Source organism: Globicatella sp. PHS-GS-PNBC-21-1553, from assembly GCF_033564055.1.
Taxonomy (GTDB): Bacteria; Bacillota; Bacilli; order Lactobacillales; family Aerococcaceae; genus Globicatella; species Globicatella sulfidifaciens.
On record NZ_CP085470.1, the window covers coordinates 882678 to 902932 of the forward strand.

Below are 20255 nucleotides of genomic sequence, written 5' to 3' on the forward strand. Positions count from 1 at the left end.
GTTTGTCACCTACCTTCTTGTAAAATAGTGACGACTATCACTAATATTCCCCAGGGCTTCGAGCTCACCATCACGAATTTGATCAATGGAATAATAAACATTATTAATTTCAAAAAACCATTTAGGAACAAAGTTCACTTTTTGAAATTCAGACATATTATCTTGCCATTCATAGCCAATCACTACATTGGTAAAGTCACTAACAGAATATCCCGCCATATTCAATTCATATGTCAATTCATCCACACTCATCAATTCATATTCTCTACTTTGATCGGCAATATGCGCTTCCAAGTAAACCATCGGTAATGCTAAGCGCGTAATAGAAGTAGTCAAATTACCTCCACGGAAATAAACACGACTACTAGCATAATGATTGACCGTCGAACTAGAAAAAGTAGGATAACCATCAAGATAACGTTGATAGACAATGGTTGTGCCATTTGACTGGGTTCCAATACGTATCCCATTTTTCCAATATTCAAACTGTCGCATTTGACTATAACTTTGCTCAATTCGTTGTCTATATGTTTTAGCTTCAAACTGATTGGTGTTTTTGTAATTTATTCCAAGCATTTGAGCAAAAGGGTTAATCTGAAGCTCCATATTTGAATTGTAATACATAATGGTCCCACTGCTACTGTCTTCGTTGGTAGAAACAGATCGCCATGATCGGACATTTCCAAATAAAGAATCAATCACATTGGTTTCAGGGACTAAATTTAAAGTATAAAGTTGACTTGGCACCGTCATGGTTTTTAACGGTAAATAAACATGATTGCCATTACTTAAATTATAGCGTTCAGCAACAATCCATTTCTCTTTTGAAACTCGCGCTATTTTAAAATAATCGTCCGTTGTGTTCCCTTCTGGCAATTTAGCCTTCATATATACTTGTTCAAAAGTATTTAATAAGTAGGCGGTATTCTTTTCATTTTTAGGAAAAATAATACGGTTAAATTCAAATTCCGTTTCTTCACTTTCATTTTTAATAAAATTATCCACTAGTTCAAATGGTAAGGCTGTTGAAAATTCAAACTCGACTCTTTCCTGTGATATTAATTCGATATATTTCTCTTCTGGAGGTACCACGATTTTCTCAACTAAGGAGATACGCTTTTGACTTAAACTCGACGCCAGTGAATGTAATCCCGAATAATCATTCAATAAATACGCATTATCGCCTTCAGAAATAATCACATTGGTCGGATAGATGATTTCTGCTAATTTTACATTAGCCAATTGATAGTAGTCAGAAACTTTATTATTACTATCAATTTGAATATTGACTTGTGCTGTTTCCGGATTAGAAGAGAAACGGGATAATAAAGCATTATTATCAAAGATCAAAATATAACTTAGTAACAAACTCACCACAATTGAGAGCGTTAAAAAGAACGTTTGAAAGGAAAATTTTCTCACGCTTCATCCCACCCTTCTTCATCTGAAAACTCTAGTTCAAATGGCTCATATGGTAATTCTACAAAGAAAGTTGAACCCTGATTTTCTTTACTTTCAACCCAAATTTTACCTCCATGCAACTCTATCACTTCTTTAGAGATGGCTAAACCTAGACCGGTTCCCCCTTGGTCTCTTGAACGAGCTTTATCCACTCGATAAAACCGTTCAAACAGATGTGGTAAATCTTTTTGTGGAATGCCTAATCCTTCATCGGTAATACTTAACACAACCGTATGAGGATTATCAACAATTTTAACAATTACTTCCCCACCATCAGGAGAATATTTAATCGCATTGCTCATAATATTATCAATGACCTGTGTCATGCGATCTTGATCAATTTCTAAATATATTTCTCTTGGCGTAAATTGACGTTTAATCGTATATTTTTTCTCCTGTGAATCCAAAGTAAATTCAAAACGATCAACAATATGGTTGACAATCCGTTTAAAGTCAATTAATTCCATTTGTGGCTTAATTTGACCTCCATCAATTTTCGATAAATCCAGTAAGTTGCCAATCATCCGAATCATCCGATTCGTCTCTGATTGAATCACTTCAATAAATTGCGGAGCAATATTTTCATCTTGCCAAGCGCCATCTGCCAATGCTTCCGTATAACTTTTAACGCTAGTTAATGGTGTTCGTAATTCATGGGAAACATTCGAAACGAATTCTCTTCTTTCGCGATCTGTTTTCTCCTGCTCTGTCACATCAGTCAAAACACAAACGAGTCCGGTTACAAACCCTGTCTCACGACGTATGATTGAGATTTCTCCCTTAAGGATCGTGTCATCTTCGCGCTCGATCATTACTTCTTTTTCTCCGGCAAGCAATTCTTTGATGCGATGTGTTTGTTGAATACCTAATAACTCAATAATTGAAATGCCTAAAGCATCTTGTTGATGAATACTCAATAACTCTAATGCACGTTCATTAATTAGCAAAACATTACCACGACGGTCTGTTCCAATAACACCATCTGTCATATGTCTTAAAATCCCGTCTAAACGCTGACGTTCGGATTCAATGGATTCTTGTCCATCTTTAACTTTAATTGCTAATTCATTGACTGTATTAGCTAATTCACCCAGTTCATCTTTGCCATTGACGGTTGCTGGATAATTATATATCCCATCAGAAATACGCATCGCTTGTTGTCTAATTTGCTCAATAGGATTGGTAATCGCTTGGGAAAGGAATAACGCAATCACGAAAGCGACCCCAATTGCGACAATTGCGGATTGCACAAAAATAACCATAACAGAACGTGTTTGATTGTAAATATTATTCATACTCGCTTCTACCATTACGACACCTAATAGTTGATTATTATCTTGTGACATGACAGGACGTATTAATAAATAACTACGGTTATTACGTACATAATCATGATACTCTTGGGCATAAGCTTGTCTTGATGTTATAACAGCTAAAGCATTATCATTATCCACTCTTTGCCCCACCGTGTTAGCCAGTCCACTTTGATTAATCGCCCTAACATAGCCCTCATTATCCAATATTTGAATTTTAGTTGCTTCGTCGGCCGTAAAAGTAGCTAAGGTCTGAGTTAGCTGTAACTCAATAGTAGTCGTCTGGTTAGGATCACCAGACGACTCTAAAATAGGTCTAACATTATTAATTAAAAAATTCGACTGTGTATTCCACGTTTCTTTAAAAGTTGTGACCGATTGTGATTGTAATTGGTCGATAAAAAAGACCCCAATAAACTGAAACGAAATCAGTAAAATAAAAATAAACAGCATCGGTATTTTAAAGTAAATGGATTGAAAAAAACTAAATCCTCGCTTCATACAACTAGTCCTGATCCGGATTCTTTAAGAAATATCCTACACCTCTTCGAGTCACGATATACACCGGATGACTAGGTGCATCTTCAATTTTTTCTCTTAAACGACGAATGGTCACGTCCACCGTACGCACATCCCCAAAATAGTCATATCCCCAAACAGTTTCTAAGAGGTGTTCACGCGTCATCACTTGACCAATATGTTTGGCTAAATAATGCAATAATTCAAATTCACGATGTGTCAATTCAATTTCCTCACCACGTTTAGAAATAATATAGGCATCTTGATGAACAATTAAATCTCCGATTACGATTTCATTCGCATTAGCATCCGCATTATCACTTTGTTCACGAGCGCTATGACGTCGTAAGTTAGCTTTAACACGTGCTACTAATTCTCGATTAGAGAACGGCTTAGTTACATAATCATCCGCGCCTAATTCTAATCCTAGAACTTTATCAATTTCGGAGTCTTTGGCCGTTAGCATAATAATCGGTACACTACTCTCTTTTCTGATTTCACGGCAAACTTCCAAACCATCAATTTTGGGTAACATCAAATCTAAGACAATCAAATCTGGAGATTCATCATGAAACTTCTGTAGTGCTTCTTCACCATCATGGGCAACTTTAATTTCAAAGCCTTCCTTCTCTAAATTAAAAACGATGATATCTGATATTGTTTTTTCATCGTCAACAACGAGAACTTTTTTCATTATCATATCCTCCTCGTAGGATTTAAATTTACTACAATTCCTTTAATTGTTCTTTCATTAAAGGGTTTTATCTCTGTCCATTATAACAACAATTCTTTTTTTATCTAGATGCATGAATATTTACCTTTTGACAAGTGTGTGCTATTTTTACATTTTTCTTGATAAGCTACTCACTACTGAGTTAAATACTACTTTAGTAAACTCTAAAATAAAGAAACACGCAACATAGTCGCATAGCTATGTCACGTGTTATTTACTTATTTAATTAGAATATAATGACCGGTGTTCCTACTTCCACAGTATTGAAAACTTGTGCCATCACATCAGGTGGCGTGTTAATACAACCTAAAGATCCGGCTGTTAAATAAGCATCCCCACCAAAAGAAGCTTGCCAGCTTGCATCGTGAATTCCTTGACCGGTGTCATCAAATGGCATCCAATAAGAAACGGGTTGGACATAATCTCTTTGAGTATGGACATTATATCCCTTTAATTCAGTATCTTTTTCTTTATTCCAAACAGCATAAGCACCCGGTACAGTATCTGCTGTTCCGGTTCTACCCGTCACAACTGGTGTCGAAATAACTTGGGTGCCGTCTACGTAAACAAACATCATTTGATTGGCGATATCAATTTCAACATAAGTACTACCAATGTCATTTGTTCCATCTGTTGAATACCCTGACCCTACGATTGCCGGTGTTCTGGTTACTTCTTGACCTTCAGCTAAATCAGCAGCAATTTGTGCCGCTTCTGATTCACTGTCAATCGACCAACCTAAAGTACCCGGTTGCACGGTGACGGTTCCACTTAATGTACTTGCGAACTCACGTGGCTTATTAAATGTTGCATATTTATCATTAAGTGTTGACACATATTCTTGAACTAATGCTTGGTCTACAACAATTTGGTTACTGTGATCGAAATAAATCCATTTAATAATTTCTTCTTTCGGGATCGTAACAGTATCTCCCGCAATTTCTAAATTGATTTTAGTCTCAATATAAGAATTGATTTGATCCATAAAAGTAGTGATTTTTTCACTTTCACTGGTTATCTCCGGTTGTAAATAAGCCGTATTCAATTCAACCGTCGTTTGTCCAGACTGTAATCCTTCAACGACCATTTGTTTTACTAAATCTAAATCTAGTTGATTACCAACCGTTTCAGGCTCAACATAATATCCTCTTGCATCCGTGTATTCAATATAAGCATCCGTTGAAGCCGTCCGTTCACTATTGTTTAAACCAATTGTAGCCAAAGCTTCGGTTAAAGCAGCGTCATCTATTTTTACATTATTCATTAATAAATTCTCATACTCCACTGATGAGAAATATCCTGCCAACCATTGTGATGGATCTTGAGCTTGATAAGCGGCCGTTAACACTTCATCGGCATTAATTTGCCCATTTAATTGTGCTAAGGTAAATTTACCTAATTCTTGCCCATTTTCAGTTAATGTAATTTCCTTTTGACTTAAATCATCAGAAATTTTTTGCTTGGCTTCTTCTAATGTTAAGTTACTAATATCAACCGAGCCAAATGTGGTATTCGCTTGGAACTTCTCAGCATAATAGCCAATCCCAGCCCCATAACCAATTCCCAACAATAAGACTAAAGCGATACTCGTAAAAAGTAGCTTTTTCATATCGTTGCCTCTTTTCTTTCTTTTTTCATTTTAAATAATAGCATAGAAATGTGAAAATATTTTGAATTTTATCGTAAGTATTCAAATATATATTAGAATAACTTACGAAGAGCAGCTGCTACTCCACCCTCATTATTACTCACGGTTTCATATAAACAAAGTTCTTTTATCGCTGGCGAAGCATTGCCCATCGCAACCGAATGTTTAACCCATTTTAACATTTCAACATCGTTTTGTTCATCGCCTATGGCCATTATTTCAGTTCGAGCAATACCAAGGTCTTCACTCAATGCTTTTAACGCTGTCGCTTTATTCGTATCATTCGATAAAAATTCAATAATGATGGGTTGACTACGAACCACATCGAAAGCTTCCTTTATTTCTTGGGTAATTAACTCATTCCATGCATCAAGATCGGCTTTCGGTCCTAAGACCATCATTTTAAAAATGCCTTCAACTTGATCAAAATCCGCTTGAGAAATAAATGTAATAGGCGTTGCCAATGTTTCAGCATCTTTTTGCACAAACTCACTTGGATTTTGGTCATCAATTAGAAAAAGATTCTCTTGATCAAATGCTACTAATTGCAATGTATCGATACGACTTTCAAAGAAAAATCGCACTAATTTTTTGCGATTCTCTAACGGTTGATAAGTAGCAGCCACGACATCGTATTCTGGTAAACGATGTGTCGCCGCACCATTTTGAATGATTGCATACTCATTCTCATGTCCAAAATCAATTTGATCGATAAAGCGTCGGGTTCCTGGTAACGTGCGTCCAGTACAAATGACCACTTTAATCCCCTTATCCATAATGCGATGAACCGCTTCGATATTAGCCTTAGGAATTTCTTTAGTATCTGTTAAAAAAGTGCCATCTAAATCAATTGCCACTAACTTAATATTATCCATTATACTTCCGCTTCCTTTCTGACCATCAATAAGCCATCACCTAAAGGAACTAAACATGAACGATGTGTTTGATCGGATAAAACGGTATCCAGTAATTCATTTAATTTACGATGAATTTTACGAACACGTTTTGGTATGTCAGCTTCGTCATCTAAAATAGTGCCACCTTGGAAGACATCATCGATAATTAATACGCCGCCCATTTTTAATAAGCGCATGCATTCAGGATAAAATTCAATATATTTCGCTTTAGCACTGTCCATAAAAATTAAATCATAAGAACCTTCTAAAGTTGGTAACACATCATTCGCATCACCTTCGATTAAAGTAATGCGGTCACTCAATCCAATTTTTTTGAAATTTTCCTTGGCTCTTTCATACATTAATTCATAGCGATCGATGGTTGTTAAGTGCCCATCTGCTTGTAAGTGTCTAGCCATTAGACTGGCTGAAAAACCAATCGCTGTTCCGATTTCTAAAATATCTTTTGGTTGAATGGTTGCACAAAAAAAGTCGATAAATTTCGCTGTTTCATGAGGAATCACTGGGATTCCTCTTTCGTTTGCATATTTTTCAATTTCACCTAACTTACCTTCAAATGGTAATTGAGCACTTCGCATATAATCAACCAGTTCTTTCATGACTACTGGTCGATGCATCATTTCGTTTAACATTCGTTGCCTCTTTCTTTATTTATTCATCTATATTGTACACTCCCTAGAATAAGATGTAAAATAAGGTTCCGTTTTCAAGACAAAAGAAATTGGGAGTGGATTAGAAGTAGAACATCGTTGAATTCTGCCTTCAGGTAACCACCCCCATAATGGGTTTCATTTACTATTAATAAAGGATAGATGATTGATGCTACTGTGTTAGGATCTAATGTTCCCATACTGCCAGTTACTATCTCATCACTTTTCTTTGGCTACTTCAGCCTTTTGCATGTCAATCATTTGATTTAATTGTTCTAAATCTGACACTGCAATTTCAACGGAAAACCCTACTTTACCTGCACTAAATAAAATCGACGTATGATTATCTATCGATTGGTCAAAAGTCGTATAAAAAGACCTCTTCATCCCAATCGGTGAACAGCCGCCATGAACATATCCCGTTAAAGGTAAGAGTTCTTTTTCTTTAATCATTTCGATTGATTTCTCATTGACTGCTTTAGCTGCTTTTTTTAAATCTAGTTCATGCGTTACGGGTAAGACAAACACATAATGTTCTTTTGATTTCGCAACCGTCACCAGTGTTTTATAAATTGGTAATTCACTGGCTGCTTTTTTATTAGTAAATTCATGAGGTTGATAAGCTATTTGATGTTGCTCTAACAATCTCATCACATTGGTTTTATGTTGTTTTGACAATTTTAACCCTTCTTACTACTTTTCTTATTGGGCGACATCGCGTTTAAAAAAGCCGTCAATTGTTGAAAGGCTACTTCATTATTATCTGTTCTTTCAAGCAATTCAATTACTTGTTGTGTATATTGTAAAACATCTTCACCCATTAAATTACGTAATTTCCAAATATGTTGTAATTTTTCTTCAGACATTAAGAGTTCTTCTTTACGTGTACCAGAACGTAATATATCCACCGCAGGAAAAATTCTTCTTTCTGCCCATTGACGCGATAGATGTAATTCCATATTACCGGTCCCTTTAAACTCTTCATAAATAACATCGTCCATTCGGCTACCAGTGTCAACTAATGCGGTTGCTAAAATCGTTAACGAGCCACCATTTTCAACATTACGCGCAGCACCAAAGAAGCGTTTAGGTAGATAAAATGCCGCAGGATCCACCCCTCCACTCAAAGTACGACCACTTGGTTTGACTACTAAATTATAGGCTCGTGCCAAGCGAGTAATACTATCCATCAGAATCACGACGTCACGTCCATCTTCGACTAAACGCATAGCTCTTTCCAACACGAGTTCACTAATCCGAACATGATTTTCTGGTAATTGATCAAAGGTTGAAGATACTACCTCTCCTTCAACACTACGTTCAATATCCGTTACTTCTTCAGGTCGTTCATCAATTAAAAGAACAATTAATTCTGTATCTGGATAATTGCTTGTAATCCCATTAGCAATTTCCTTCAAAACAGTTGTTTTACCCGCTTTTGGTGGCGAAACAATAATACCACGTTGCCCAAAACCAATAGGCGCTAAAATATCAATCATTCGATTAGCAATCCGTTTAGAACCACTCTCTAATTTTATTTGTTGATCCGGGTAGATAGCCGTTAAACTTGGGAAATGATCGCGATTTTTAGCCTCTTCAGGATTTTTACCATTCACTGAACTTACTTGCATTAAGCCGGGATAACGTTCATTAGATTTTGGTGGCCGTGCTGGTCCTGCTACTTTATCTCCATTTCTTAAATCAAAACGTCTAATTTGAGAACTAGAGATATAAATATCTTCTTGACTTGGAGAAAAATTGATAGGTCTAATAAAGCCAAACCCATCGCCGCCTACAATATCCAAGACACCTTCAACTTGATAAAAACCTTGTTTTTCTTCTTGTGTACGCATGACAGCGAGTGCAAGTTCTTTCTTACTTAGTTGACTGTAGTTGGGAATCTCTAATTCTTTCGCATAAACATATAACTGCTTTACTTCCGCAGCCATTAATGTTTTTAGTGAAAATGCATCTGACACTATTTTTCCTACTTTCTTAATCTTCAATCATTTGAATATCTGCGCCTAATGCTTGTAGCTTACCAACAATGTTCGTATAACCTCTTAAGATATTATCCACTCCTGTGATAATAGTTTCACCTTCTGCTATTAAGCCCGCAATGACTAAACTTGCTCCCGCTCTTAAGTCACTGGCTTTCACTTGAGCGCCAGTTAATTTACTTGGTCCTTCAAGGCGAATCATATCCCCATCAACACGAATATTTGCTCCCATACGGTTTAATTCAGGAATATGTTTTACTCGCGCTGGATAAATAGTATCCATAATCGTACCATGACCATTGGTAATCGCCATTAACGGCGTAATTGGTTGCTGTAAGTCCGTAGCAAAGCCGGGATAAGGTAATGTCTTTAAACTCACCATTTTTAAATCTTTTGAAGGATGAACGTAAATGCTATCTTCAAAAATATCTAATTTTACGCCCATCTCAATTAACTTAGCAATAAAACTTTCTAAATGTTCATAAATAACATTGTTTATTTTAATTCCTTCGCCCATTGCGACGGCCGCCGCCATATAGGTGCCTGCTTCAATTCGGTCAGGAATGATGGTGTGAGTCACACCATTTAACTCTTCTACGCCATCAATTCGGATTTCACTCGTACCTGCTCCACGAATTTTAGCACCCATTTTATTTAATAAAGTAACCACATCAATAATTTCTGGTTCTCTGGCTGCATTTTCAATAATGGTACGTCCTTGTGCTCTAACCGAAGCCAAAATAGCATTGATAGTCGCGCCCACTGATACAACATCCATATAAATCCGAGCGCCGTTTAAGCCCTCTGGTGTCGATAAGGTTACGACACCATATTCATCCTTAACATTTGCTCCTAAAGAACGAAATGCTTTAATATGTTGATCAATCGGACGTGGCCCTAAAAAACATCCTCCTGGTAATCCGATGACGCCTTCACCGAAACGCGATAAAGTAGCACCCATAAAATAGTAGGATGCACGTAAACTTTGAATTTTTCCAGTAGGCATTGGAATTGAAATAATATCAGTCGGGTCTATTTTTAAAACATTATTTTCAAAATGAGTTTTAACGTTAAAATCATTTAAAATTTCAATTAATGAGTGTACATCTTGGATATCTGGAACGCCTTCTAATGTCACTTCAGAATTGGCCATAATTGCAGCCGGAATTAAAGCTACTACACTATTTTTTGCTCCATTGATTGTAATTTCACCTTTTAAAGGTTTTCCTCCATGAATGACTAGCTTTTTCATTGATTGTGCTCCTCTTTTAGTTCTTTTCCTTCGTTTGTTGTAACAGTAAAGTAATTTTTTGTTTTATTTGTTCAATAATAGTTCTTTGTAACGGATGAGTTAATCCTACTTCATCATATAAATCTAATAACACTTGATGAACTTGCAGTGGTGTTCTTTGTATACGATCCACAAAGAATTGTTGATTAACGGTTAATACTTCATGGGCAACTAGATTTCTTAAATATTTTTCAATTTTACGCATCGTGGAGGTCAATTCAATTAATTGGTCATTTGATGAATTAGCCTCGATTAATTTCATTAAATGACTAGAACTAACATAGTGGTCATAATTGAAATAGTTTCCGTAATACTTTTTCCAAGTATCAGCAATAATATTGGAATGACTTTCAATTTTATTTTGTGACCATTGAAGCCCTCGATACAGATGGGCACCATTAGTCGTCTCTTTTTTTATTGGTTGAATATATTCCGCAAGATTTGGTAAAAAATCACGTTCAATTGCAATACGAAAAACATCGACCAATAAAGGAGTCAGTCCTCTTAAGTAATCACCATACTCTTGTCGGTTCAATTGCAAAGTCAGTGTTTGTAAGTAATAATAGGCTTTACGTTCTAATTGGGATGCATCTAAAACACTTTGAAACGGAGTGTTTTGTGCAAGTTTTTTTACATTTTCATTGTCTACTTGTAAAATAGCATTGGCTAATTGGACTAATAATAAAATCTCGTCTTTACCATCAAAAGCCAAACGCTTTAATTCAAGTTCTAACGCTTGAAAATGATCATAATTTAAGAGGACCAACAATACATCGTGATGATGTCTTTGTGTTTGTGTTATTTCATCCATTTGGATGCCTCCTAATTCGTATTTATTTTAGTTTATCATAAGTCTAAAAACATTCATACTTTTTGATTTTATCAAAAACAATCTTGCTTGTATAGGCTAAAGACAGGCAAAAAGGGGTTAGCGAAAAAGTCTAACCCCTTTTTAATCATTTACACATTAATCATTTAAGAACGCCCTTTTTTAAAATAAATCCAAATACGATTAAATAACGACACAATGACAAATGCTGCTACAAACATCAAGGTAATCGAGGCACCCGGAGGTGTATCCCACTGATAAGATAAGGTAATACCAGAGAAAACACCGATAACATTGATAACAATCGCAATGATAATCGTTTTTAAAAATGAATTGGATACTTTAATCGCTGTCGCAGATGGAATCACAATTAAAGCAGATACTAACAAACTACCTACAATCGGCATCATGATACTAATTGCTACCCCTGTAATCACAGAAAATAGAATTGAAATTAATTTAACAGGCAAACCGGATATTTGTGCAGTCGCTTCATCAAATGTTAAAGCATAGAGTGGGCGTCTAAAAATGGTATATAATACCACTAACCCAATGGCTAAACCTATTAATAATTTTACTTCTTGGTCGGTAATTAAAATAATGGATCCAAATAAGTACTGCTCAATACTAAAAGAAGCGGCATCAGGATTTAAATTAACTAGTACTAAGGCTACTGCCATACCAGTCGCTGTCATTAATGCCACCGATACTTCTGAAAAATCACGATACGCCATTCTTAAATATTCAATCAGAACGGATGCTATCACCACCACAATTAAAGTAGTATAAGTCGGTGCTACTTTAAGCAATAGACCTAAGGCTACTCCTGCTAAAGAGATATGAGCCAAGGTATCAGCTAATAAAGATTGACGCCGTAGAATTAATAATAATCCTAATATGGGCGTAATCAATGAAATAGCAGCACCTGCTAGAAATGCTCTTTGGATGAAGTCATACTGAAACATCTCCATGGTGACGTCCCCTCCCCTCTAATTAATCGTATTTCGCGATCAAAATAACCTTCAATTTCTTTATCAGCATGTGTCACCATCAATATCGCTTTGCCATGCGCTTTACAACTATGTTGTAATAATTGATAAAAAGAGCGTCTTGATTCGACATCCATTCCGGTCGTCGGTTCATCTAATACAAAAAAATCAGGGTCTGTGGCAAAAACTCGAGCCAAATTAATTCTTTGTTTTTGCCCTCCTGATAATTCGCCAACTTTTTTATTAGCTAAATGAGCCATCCCAACTGCATTCAAAGCTTTTTCTACATGCTCTAAATCATTGGCATCTAATTTTTTAAACCAGCGATTTTTACTATAACGTCCTGATTCAACTAACTTTTGAACGGTCGAAGGAAAACCAGCATTAAAAGCGGCCACATTTTGTGGAACATAGCCAATCGATAATTTTTCACCTTCGGCATTGACATCAGACAACTCAATGGTTCCAGTGGCGGGTTTCAATAAACCTAAAATATTTTTAATTAAGGTGGATTTGGCTGCCCCATTTTCACCGGTTAGTATGACGAATTCTCCAGCATCAACATGAAAATTCACATTATGGAGGACTTTTTCTTGATCATAGTAAAAAGATAATTCTTTTACCGTTAATAGTCTCATTGTTTGCTCCTATCTTAAAATCTTTGATATATTTTTGAAAATCTGTAACTATTACTTTTAACAGGTATATGATAAGAGTTCTTTTTATGAATGTCAAGAATAATCTTTGAATTTATTTCACCATCTAGTAGTAGTGTCGATCCATCAATGATGCAAAAATAATAACCAAGCTTTTACCACCTTAGACAGTGAAGCCTCTTACATTCATTAGTTTTAAATACGTATTACAATATCACTCCAGGAGTGGGCAAGAAATAGAAAATAAAACCATGCGTAACCGAAATTACACATGGTCCAATCTTGTTATTTGGTAAGCTACTAATAATCACAATTCAGATTAAGTTGCTGCCTGATTCTATTTTGCAAACATCATAATAACTATATAATGATTATTCTGCTGCAGTCGTTTCTTCTACAGTTTCGTCTGCTGTAGTTTCGTCTGCTGCAGTTTCGTCTGCTGCAGATTCTTCAGTGCCTGATTCAGCATTTTCATCCATTGCTGATTCTTCCACTGATTCTAAATCTTCGCCTAAATCTTCTAATTCATCGGCAGCTTCTTCTGGTGAAGAAGGTTGTTGTACTTCTACTGCTAATGCTTCCTCTGGTACTGTTACTTCTTGTGGAACATTATGCTCACTAAAGTTCATCTCTACATGAACTGAGAAGCTTTGTGGCATACCACTTTCTGCATTTTCAGCAAGCTCTTCTTCGCCCATGAAGTCTTGCATATTAACTGTTAAATCCATTAGAAGTTTTGAAATGAATTTCGTTTCTTTATTGTATGAAACTTCAATAACAGGTTTCATTTGTAAGAATTTTGCTAATGATTCACTATTGAACGATTTATCTAATTGAGCACGTGATTCTTCGTCAAGTGCTTCACCAGATTGTTCCTCCATATTAGCAATCATATCTTCTTTAACTTTCTCTAAGTCAACTAATGCATCCATATCGTTCCACATTTCTTCTGCATTAATGTCTTGTTTTAATGTATAAACATAATCGGTGTCTGTTTCGGTTACGTCCATATATTTGCTAGTAAACTCTGTTGTTTTTTGTGGGTCTACATTACTTGATTGGCTATAAGCATCTTGGAAACTCTTAATCATATCGGCTTCTAATGTTGTGAAATCATAAGCAGTCCAATTAATTCCAGATCCTGCTTCACCTTCCATTGTTCCGATATAAGCAGTACTATTTTGATAAAATGCTTTTAGACCAATTTCTTGTCCACCTAAAAACAGGCTTGAAACATTTCCTTCAAAACTACCTTGTAAAGGAATACCATTAAAGGTACCGTTAAAATTTAATTGCCCCATATCAGCTGTTTGATTATCAGAAACTGCCGATACTTTAATAAAGCCATCCCATTTTACAGATTCAAAGTGTTTATTAGCTTCTTGAATTTCAGTTAAAACATTTTCATCAATTGTTGTTTGCGCCATAGTTGTTGTAGCAACTGGCCCAGTGAATAATAACGTCGAAGCGGCTAATGCAAAAAATTTCTTCATTGTTTTCTTCATCTTAAATTCCTCCTTAGAAATTCTAACCTAAGTATAGCATAAGTTTTTTGCTATCTTCTACTAATAACACTTGAGATACTATGATTATTCACTAAAAACAGCAAAAAAGCGCTGATATATCAAGGTATCAGCGCTATTTCTTAAATCTTTATTCAATAATTTGGATTTTTTCCTGGTAATTTTGCCAACTTGGTGGTATCATCGCTTCTTCTTCATCAACACCTTTTGCACTTACTTTATCAAATAAAATTTTGATTGTTTGAAATAACAATTTAAAATCGAATGCTAATGAATAATTTTTGATATAAAGTAAATCAAAGTTCAGTTTATTATTGAAGTCTGTACTGTACTTACCGTAGACTTGTGCATACCCTGTAATTCCTGCTCGTACATGATGACGTAGAGCATAGTAAGGGTTAGCCTCTTTAAATTGGTCTACAAAGAATGGTCGTTCAGGACGAGGGCCAACTAAAGACATATCGCCTTTTAAAACATTTAATAATTGTGGTAATTCATCAATTCGCGTACTGCGAATAAATTGTCCCACTTTTGTCACACGACTATCATTCGATGTTGCTAAAACAGGGCCTGAATCTTTTTCAGCCGCTGCATTCATCGAACGGAATTTTAAAATATTAAACGTTCGGTGATCCATTGTGATACGTTCTTGCTTGTAAAATATTGGTCCCGGTGAATCTAGTTTGATTGCAATCATCGTAATCAACATAATCGGCGCTGTCACAGCAATTAACACTAAGGAAACAGCAATATCAATCATCCGCTTTACAAATGCTTCTTCAGCCGGTATGGTAAACGGTGAAACTTCGATGATACTTTCATCTTCAAAATTCATAATATTAGGATTAACCATCATTAAGTTCTCAAATTCAGTACTAATAAATAATTGTTTATTTTCTTTCATTAAGTACTCAAAAATTTTTAAGCGTTCTTTTTCATCAATATGTCCAGTTACATAAACAATATCGACTTCATCAGCTAATCTTTTTACATTTTGATAATAATTAGATAAAGCTACATGGGTTACTTTATGACGAGGACTATCCATTAAATCAAAATTATGAACCGCTTCTAAAACCCGTTCATTCTTCCCTACTATTAGAATTCTTTTTTGTCCTCTTAACTTATGATATAACAAATAAACACTATAGTTATAAAGAAACATCACAATCGAACCGATTAATAAGTTCCATAAAACAACGGAACGAGGAAAAGTTAACCAGCTTCCTGCATAAGTCAAGGCCATTAAATAAACGGTTAACATAATTTGACTTAAAATTGTAAAAAATAATATGTCAATTTTGGATTTATTATAAAATATATAGGTACCAAATAATATATTAATGATGATAAAACCGATAACAATCCAAGGATAACTGCTTTCAAATGCTAAAAAGTTACGCGCAGGAATTTTCCCCATGAATTTAATATAAAAGGAAATGTAGATAGCGATTAGGCTTACTAAAGAACCCACCGTTACCGCACCAAATTTGATTAGCGTATTCCATTCATAGCGGCTTTTCATAAAATCATCCTTTCTTTCTATTTCTATCTGTCTTATTATAACGATATTAGATAAAATTATCTAGTAGTTGTTATTTTAATCAAAAAAAGCTGAGTTATTGCTATATCTTCCATCATTCATCTAGACAAATAATGAAAGTTTTTAGAATAACTCAACTATACAAGTGATTAATCCGTCAACTCTTCTAATACCTCTTTCATTGGAACATACGCTTCCGTTTCTTCATCATATAAATTATAAAGCGTTTCTACGGTAAAATCTGGATCCAATTGCACTAGTACACCACGAATACGACCATTTTCAACATGACTTGTCGTTAATACGTACTCATTAGCACGTACTGAAACTTTTTCATCATCTTCTGGCACATAACCAATTTCATAAATAATCGAACCGGCAATTGTGTCCACTTCTTCATCACTTAAACTTTGATTAAAGTAATTATTAAATTTATCAATCGATAAGCCACCATTAATATAATAATTTTGATCATCTATTTTGCGGATATCTCCAGCATTCCCCATATCAGTCTCGTCTTCAATTTCTCCAACGATTTCTTCTAGTAAATCCTCTAAGGTCACAATTCCTTCGACTCCCCCATATTCGTCTCGTAAAATAGCCATATGGGTTTGTTCACGTTTAAATTCAACGAGTAAATCATCAATATAAATCGTTGACGGAACGAATAGTGGTTCGCTGGCAATCTCTCTAAATTCAATATTATCAAAACCGACTTCACGGGCTGCCTTCATCACATTTTTCATATGAATAACCCCGATAACATTATCCTTTTCAGTTTCGTATAATGGAATACGGGAGAATGGACTAGATAATAAAGTATTTAAGATATCTTCTTTGGAATCTTCAATATCTACCATTTGTGTATCGGTTCTAGGCACCATTACTTCACGGGCTAACTTACTATCTAAAGATAAGACACCTTCTAACATCGTCAATTCAGTAGCGTCAATCGTTCCTTCTAAACGGCTTTCAGCCAAGATTGCTCGCATCTCATCTCGCGTATATTTTTCTTCTTCTTTTGAAAAATCAATCGGTGTCACGCTTCTAAGTAATCCTGTTGAAGCAGATAATAATCGTACAAATGGTTTAAATACTGTTTGAACGAATTGAATGGTCCCTGCGGTCCACATCGCAATTTTCTCGGGCATTTGCAGCGCCACTTGTTTTGGAAATAGTTCTCCAAAGACTAATGTAATATAAGATAAAAGTATCGTCACTAAAACAATTGCCAGTGTATTAACACCCGGAAATTGCGGTATCCACTGAGCAATATATTTAGCAAAACTTGTCGCAGCCGAAGCAGATGATAAGAATCCTGCTAAGGTAATTGCTACTTGTATCGTCGCTAAAAAATCTTCTGATTTATCTAATAATGCTTGCACTTTAACTGCACGTTTGTTACCTTCTTCAACTAAAGTATCGATTTTTTTACGATTCAATGAAACAAAAGCCATTTCACTAGCGGCAAAAAATGCGTTTATTGCAGTCAGTATCAGAATAGTTAATATCTGACTAAATAATGAATTCCCCGAGGGGTCCATATTTGTTCTCTCCTTTGTGTATTAAAATATATAATATAAAACAATAATAATCTTTTTTTATTGAAAAATCAAATTTTTTAAAGAAAGCGGATAATAAAAATAAAATGTTATGATATTCGTTTCAATTACCCACTCTAACAGTGTTTGATAGATACCAAATTTGTCTTTAAAAGATGCTATTAATCCGATTCTGCCATTACCTGGATATCATATTTTTGTTGGCAGATAATGAGTCAGTTTCTAAACACAATTCTTTTAATTTTAATATGCTCTTGCTAACCATACCGTATGTTTTGCAGGTTGGCCTGTTACGATACAGGTCGTTTTTTCCTCAACTTGACCTGCAAATGGAATATTACGGGTGGTAAATCCGGTTAACTCTTTAATTTTAGCTTCACTTTCTTCAGTACCATCCCAGCCAGCTAATACCCAGCCTGGCAATTCTCCAGCTGCACGTTTTGTTTCAATATGTTCGACTAATTCATCAAGCGTATTAATATTTGTATGATAATTAGCTTGATTCATCGCCCGCGCTGTTGTTAATAAACGTGTTTGCATGGTTGTTAATTCACCTTCAATCGTCTCAACAAAGTCAGCGAATGGGACAGCTTTTTCTCACTCTCATCACGTAATTTAATTATTACTTGCTCATTTTGTAAATCTCTTGGCCCACACTCAATACGTAAAGGCACTCCTCTTAATTCCCATTCATTAAATTTATAACCTGGTGAATTATCAGTATCGTCTATTTTTGTACGAATCCCTTTAGCTTTTAACTGAGTATTCAATTCCTCAATTTTTTCTAAAATTGCGGGATTTTTTGCCATGGTCCAACTGGTACTAATACAACTTGAATTGGCGCCACTTTTGGTGGTAACACTAATCCTTGATCATCACTATGCGTCATAATCATAGCACCAATTAAACGGGTTGAAACACCCCAAGAAGTGGTATAAGCATAAACATGTTCATTATCGGTATTTAAATAACGAATATCAAACGCTTCGGCGAATTTTGTTCCCATATAATGAGAGGTACCTGCTTGAACAGCTTTTCCATCTTGCATCATTGCTTCGATTGAATAAGTATTTTCAGCACCGGCAAAACGTTCTGAAGGTGTCTTTTCACCTGCCACTACTGGAACCGCTAATAGCCCTTCGACAACTTCACGATAAATCGTTAACATTCTCATCGTACGTTCTTTCGCTTCTTCAGCTGTCGCATGTGCGGTATGTCCTTCTTGCCATAAAAACTCAGACGTACGTAAAAACGGTAAGGTTTTCTTTTCCCAACGAAACACATTGGCCCATTGGTTAATTTGCATTGGCAAATCACGATAAGATTGAATCCAATTACTATAGGCATCACCAATAATCGTTTCGGATGTTGGTCTTAAAGCTAAACGTTCTTCTAAAGGTTCCCCTGCAGCTTCCGTTACCCAAGGTAATTCCGGACTAAATCCTTCAATATGATCTTTTTCCTTACTAAAGAAAGTTTCAGGAATTAGCATTGGGAAATAAGCATTGCGAACGCCCTCTTCTTTAAAGCGAGCATTAAAAGCGGCTTGAATATGTTCCCAAATTTCAAAACCATCTGGTTTAAAAATCATACATCCTCTAACCGGTGAATAATCCATTAAATCTGCTTGTTGAATTGTTTGTAAATACCATTTTGAAAAATCTTCTTTACGCGTTACCATTTTTTTACTCCTTTTTAAAATATAAAAATAGCTGTTTCATCCTGTGTTAAGGACGAAGAACAGCTACTCCGCGGTACCACCTTATTTGCTATAAAGCCAACTCTTTGCCGATAAGGGGGCGACCCAAAGACACATTATAGTAGGTTCTTTTAGGGGACATTAGTTGCTTGCAGCCGGGACAACCTCTCTTAAAATGCCGGAACTAAAATACTAGTCTATATCACCTTTATTATAGCGACAAACTTATTAAAAAACAAGAACATAATATTACTTCGAGCAGAAGGAAGTGGACCGGCAGTAGAAAAGCAATTGATTTTCGCTTCGTCTATCCACCCTCGCACAGTTGGGAGTAGACCAGAAGTAGAAAATCGAATGATTTTCGCTTCGTCTATCCACCCTCGCACAGTTGGGAGTAGATCAGAAGTAGAAAATCGAATGATTTTCGCTTCGTCTGTTCACCCCCGCACAGTTGGGAGTAGACCAGAAGTAGAAAATCGAATGATTTTCGCTTCGTCTGTTCACCCCCGCACAGTTGGGAGTAGACCAGAAGTAGAAAATCGAATGATTTTCGCTTCGTCTGTTCACCCCCGCACAGTTGGGAGTAGACCAGAAGTAGAAAATCGAATGATTTTCGCTTCGTCGGCCTACCCCCGCACAGTTGAGTAGGCCTCAAACAAGTCGTTAAGACGCAGGTTGAGGCCACTCAACCACTGCGCTTTTAATTTAATAACAATAACTTAATTGAGTTTACCAAATTTATCTTTAACCTCGTTAAGACGCAGGTTGAGGCCACTCAACCACTGCGCTATAAATAAAAGAGTTTGATTGAAACAAAATTATTATAGTTTTCCCAGTCTCCTAAACAATTCGAGTAATGCGTGCTGATGCCGCTTTTTAAAAACAACTTTTATTGTTTACTCGCTTTTATTTGATGTATTCT

16 protein-coding genes and 1 pseudogene are annotated in these 20255 nt (G+C 35.7%); 1 reads left to right on the forward strand and 16 read right to left on the reverse strand.

Annotated elements, in window-relative coordinates; genetic code table 11:
- Positions 1 to 9 precede the first annotated feature (9 nt).
- The 16 genes and pseudogenes from LB888_RS03980 to proS all read right to left on the reverse strand — a co-directional run bounded on the left by LB888_RS03980 (position 10) and on the right by proS (position 19315).
- Complete coding sequence (locus LB888_RS03980) at positions 10 to 1422, reverse strand: hypothetical protein (protein WP_318753707.1); 1413 nt, start codon at positions 1420 to 1422, stop codon at positions 10 to 12.
- Positions 1419 to 3275 (reverse strand): cell wall metabolism sensor histidine kinase WalK, encoded by a 1857-nt coding sequence (gene walK, locus LB888_RS03985; RefSeq protein WP_318753708.1) that lies wholly within the window; start codon positions 3273 to 3275, stop codon positions 1419 to 1421. The genes LB888_RS03980 and walK overlap by 4 nt, the downstream gene beginning before the upstream one ends.
- A 4-nt stretch (positions 3276 to 3279) precedes the next feature.
- The gene (yycF, locus tag LB888_RS03990; RefSeq protein ID WP_276647560.1) at positions 3280 to 3993 is read right to left on the reverse strand and encodes a response regulator YycF; all 714 of its coding nucleotides are present in this window, start codon (positions 3991 to 3993) and stop codon (positions 3280 to 3282) included.
- Between the two features lie 259 nt (positions 3994 to 4252).
- Positions 4253 to 5635: a L,D-transpeptidase family protein gene (locus tag LB888_RS03995; RefSeq protein ID WP_318753709.1), complete on the reverse strand. Its 1383-nt coding sequence runs from the start codon at positions 5633 to 5635 to the stop codon at positions 4253 to 4255.
- A 92-nt stretch (positions 5636 to 5727) separates the two neighbouring features.
- Positions 5728 to 6549 (reverse strand): Cof-type HAD-IIB family hydrolase, encoded by an 822-nt coding sequence (locus LB888_RS04000; RefSeq protein ID WP_318753710.1) that lies wholly within the window; start codon positions 6547 to 6549, stop codon positions 5728 to 5730.
- Entirely contained in the window at positions 6549 to 7223 is a 675-nt protein-coding gene (locus LB888_RS04005; protein WP_318753711.1) for an O-methyltransferase, read from the reverse strand. The genes LB888_RS04000 and LB888_RS04005 overlap by 1 nt, the downstream gene beginning before the upstream one ends.
- 237 nt (positions 7224 to 7460) lie before the next feature.
- Positions 7461 to 7919, reverse strand: a complete 459-nt coding sequence (locus tag LB888_RS04010) for an aminoacyl-tRNA deacylase (RefSeq protein ID WP_318753712.1) — start codon at positions 7917 to 7919, stop codon at positions 7461 to 7463.
- Positions 7920 to 7921: 2 nt separating this feature from the next.
- Positions 7922 to 9190 (reverse strand): transcription termination factor Rho, encoded by a 1269-nt coding sequence (gene rho, locus LB888_RS04015; protein WP_376713559.1) that lies wholly within the window; start codon positions 9188 to 9190, stop codon positions 7922 to 7924.
- Positions 9191 to 9236: 46 nt separating this feature from the next.
- Positions 9237 to 10493 (reverse strand): UDP-N-acetylglucosamine 1-carboxyvinyltransferase, encoded by a 1257-nt coding sequence (locus LB888_RS04020; RefSeq protein WP_318753713.1) that lies wholly within the window; start codon positions 10491 to 10493, stop codon positions 9237 to 9239.
- A gap of 16 nt (positions 10494 to 10509) precedes the next feature.
- Positions 10510 to 11343, reverse strand: coding sequence for a hypothetical protein (locus tag LB888_RS04025; protein WP_318753714.1), 834 nt, complete (start codon positions 11341 to 11343; stop codon positions 10510 to 10512).
- Positions 11344 to 11507: 164 nt separating this feature from the next.
- A complete protein-coding gene (locus LB888_RS04030) occupies positions 11508 to 12332 on the reverse strand; it encodes a metal ABC transporter permease (protein WP_311920951.1) in 825 nt (274 codons plus the stop codon).
- The gene (locus LB888_RS04035) at positions 12290 to 12988 is read right to left on the reverse strand and encodes a metal ABC transporter ATP-binding protein (RefSeq protein ID WP_066123438.1); all 699 of its coding nucleotides are present in this window, start codon (positions 12986 to 12988) and stop codon (positions 12290 to 12292) included. The genes LB888_RS04030 and LB888_RS04035 overlap by 43 nt, the downstream gene beginning before the upstream one ends.
- 389 nt (positions 12989 to 13377) lie before the next feature.
- Positions 13378 to 14511, reverse strand: coding sequence for a hypothetical protein (locus tag LB888_RS04040; protein WP_318753715.1), 1134 nt, complete (start codon positions 14509 to 14511; stop codon positions 13378 to 13380).
- Positions 14512 to 14659: 148 nt separating this feature from the next.
- On the reverse strand, positions 14660 to 16054 hold the full coding sequence (locus LB888_RS04045; protein ID WP_318753716.1) for a sugar transferase: 1395 nt from the start codon (positions 16052 to 16054) through the stop codon (positions 14660 to 14662).
- Positions 16055 to 16221: 167 nt separating this feature from the next.
- Positions 16222 to 17616 (reverse strand): hemolysin family protein, encoded by a 1395-nt coding sequence (locus LB888_RS04050; protein ID WP_276646073.1) that lies wholly within the window; start codon positions 17614 to 17616, stop codon positions 16222 to 16224.
- A gap of 261 nt (positions 17617 to 17877) precedes the next feature.
- A pseudogene (gene proS, locus LB888_RS04055) lies at positions 17878 to 19315 on the reverse strand (proline--tRNA ligase).
- Between the two features lie 309 nt (positions 19316 to 19624).
- Between proS and LB888_RS04060 the strand changes: the two are divergent.
- Positions 19625 to 19981 carry a DUF6749 domain-containing protein gene (locus tag LB888_RS04060; protein ID WP_318753717.1) on the forward strand — a complete coding sequence of 119 codons (357 nt, stop codon included), beginning with the start codon at positions 19625 to 19627 and terminating at the stop codon, positions 19979 to 19981.
- Positions 19982 to 20255: the final 274 nt, after the last annotated feature.

What these genes read in the sequence shown, in the direction of transcription:
- walK (WP_318753708.1), bottom strand. Translation starts at nt 3,275, where the DNA reads ATGAAGCGAGGATTTAGTTTTTTTCAATCCATTTACTTTAAAATACCG.
- yycF (WP_276647560.1), bottom strand. Translation starts at nt 3,993, where the DNA reads ATGATAATGAAAAAAGTTCTCGTTGTTGACGATGAAAAAACAATATCA.
- LB888_RS03995 (WP_318753709.1), bottom strand. Translation starts at nt 5,635, where the DNA reads ATGAAAAAGCTACTTTTTACGAGTATCGCTTTAGTCTTATTGTTGGGA.
- LB888_RS04000 (WP_318753710.1), bottom strand. Translation starts at nt 6,549, where the DNA reads ATGGATAATATTAAGTTAGTGGCAATTGATTTAGATGGCACTTTTTTA.
- LB888_RS04005 (WP_318753711.1), bottom strand. Translation starts at nt 7,223, where the DNA reads ATGTTAAACGAAATGATGCATCGACCAGTAGTCATGAAAGAACTGGTT.
- rho (WP_376713559.1), bottom strand. Translation starts at nt 9,190, where the DNA reads ATGGCTGCGGAAGTAAAGCAGTTATATGTTTATGCGAAAGAATTAGAG.
- LB888_RS04020 (WP_318753713.1), bottom strand. Translation starts at nt 10,493, where the DNA reads ATGAAAAAGCTAGTCATTCATGGAGGAAAACCTTTAAAAGGTGAAATT.
- LB888_RS04025 (WP_318753714.1), bottom strand. Translation starts at nt 11,343, where the DNA reads ATGGATGAAATAACACAAACACAAAGACATCATCACGATGTATTGTTG.
- LB888_RS04030 (WP_311920951.1), bottom strand. Translation starts at nt 12,332, where the DNA reads ATGGAGATGTTTCAGTATGACTTCATCCAAAGAGCATTTCTAGCAGGT.
- LB888_RS04035 (WP_066123438.1), bottom strand. Translation starts at nt 12,988, where the DNA reads ATGAGACTATTAACGGTAAAAGAATTATCTTTTTACTATGATCAAGAA.
- LB888_RS04040 (WP_318753715.1), bottom strand. Translation starts at nt 14,511, where the DNA reads ATGAAGAAAACAATGAAGAAATTTTTTGCATTAGCCGCTTCGACGTTA.
- LB888_RS04045 (WP_318753716.1), bottom strand. Translation starts at nt 16,054, where the DNA reads ATGAAAAGCCGCTATGAATGGAATACGCTAATCAAATTTGGTGCGGTA.
- LB888_RS04050 (WP_276646073.1), bottom strand. Translation starts at nt 17,616, where the DNA reads ATGGACCCCTCGGGGAATTCATTATTTAGTCAGATATTAACTATTCTG.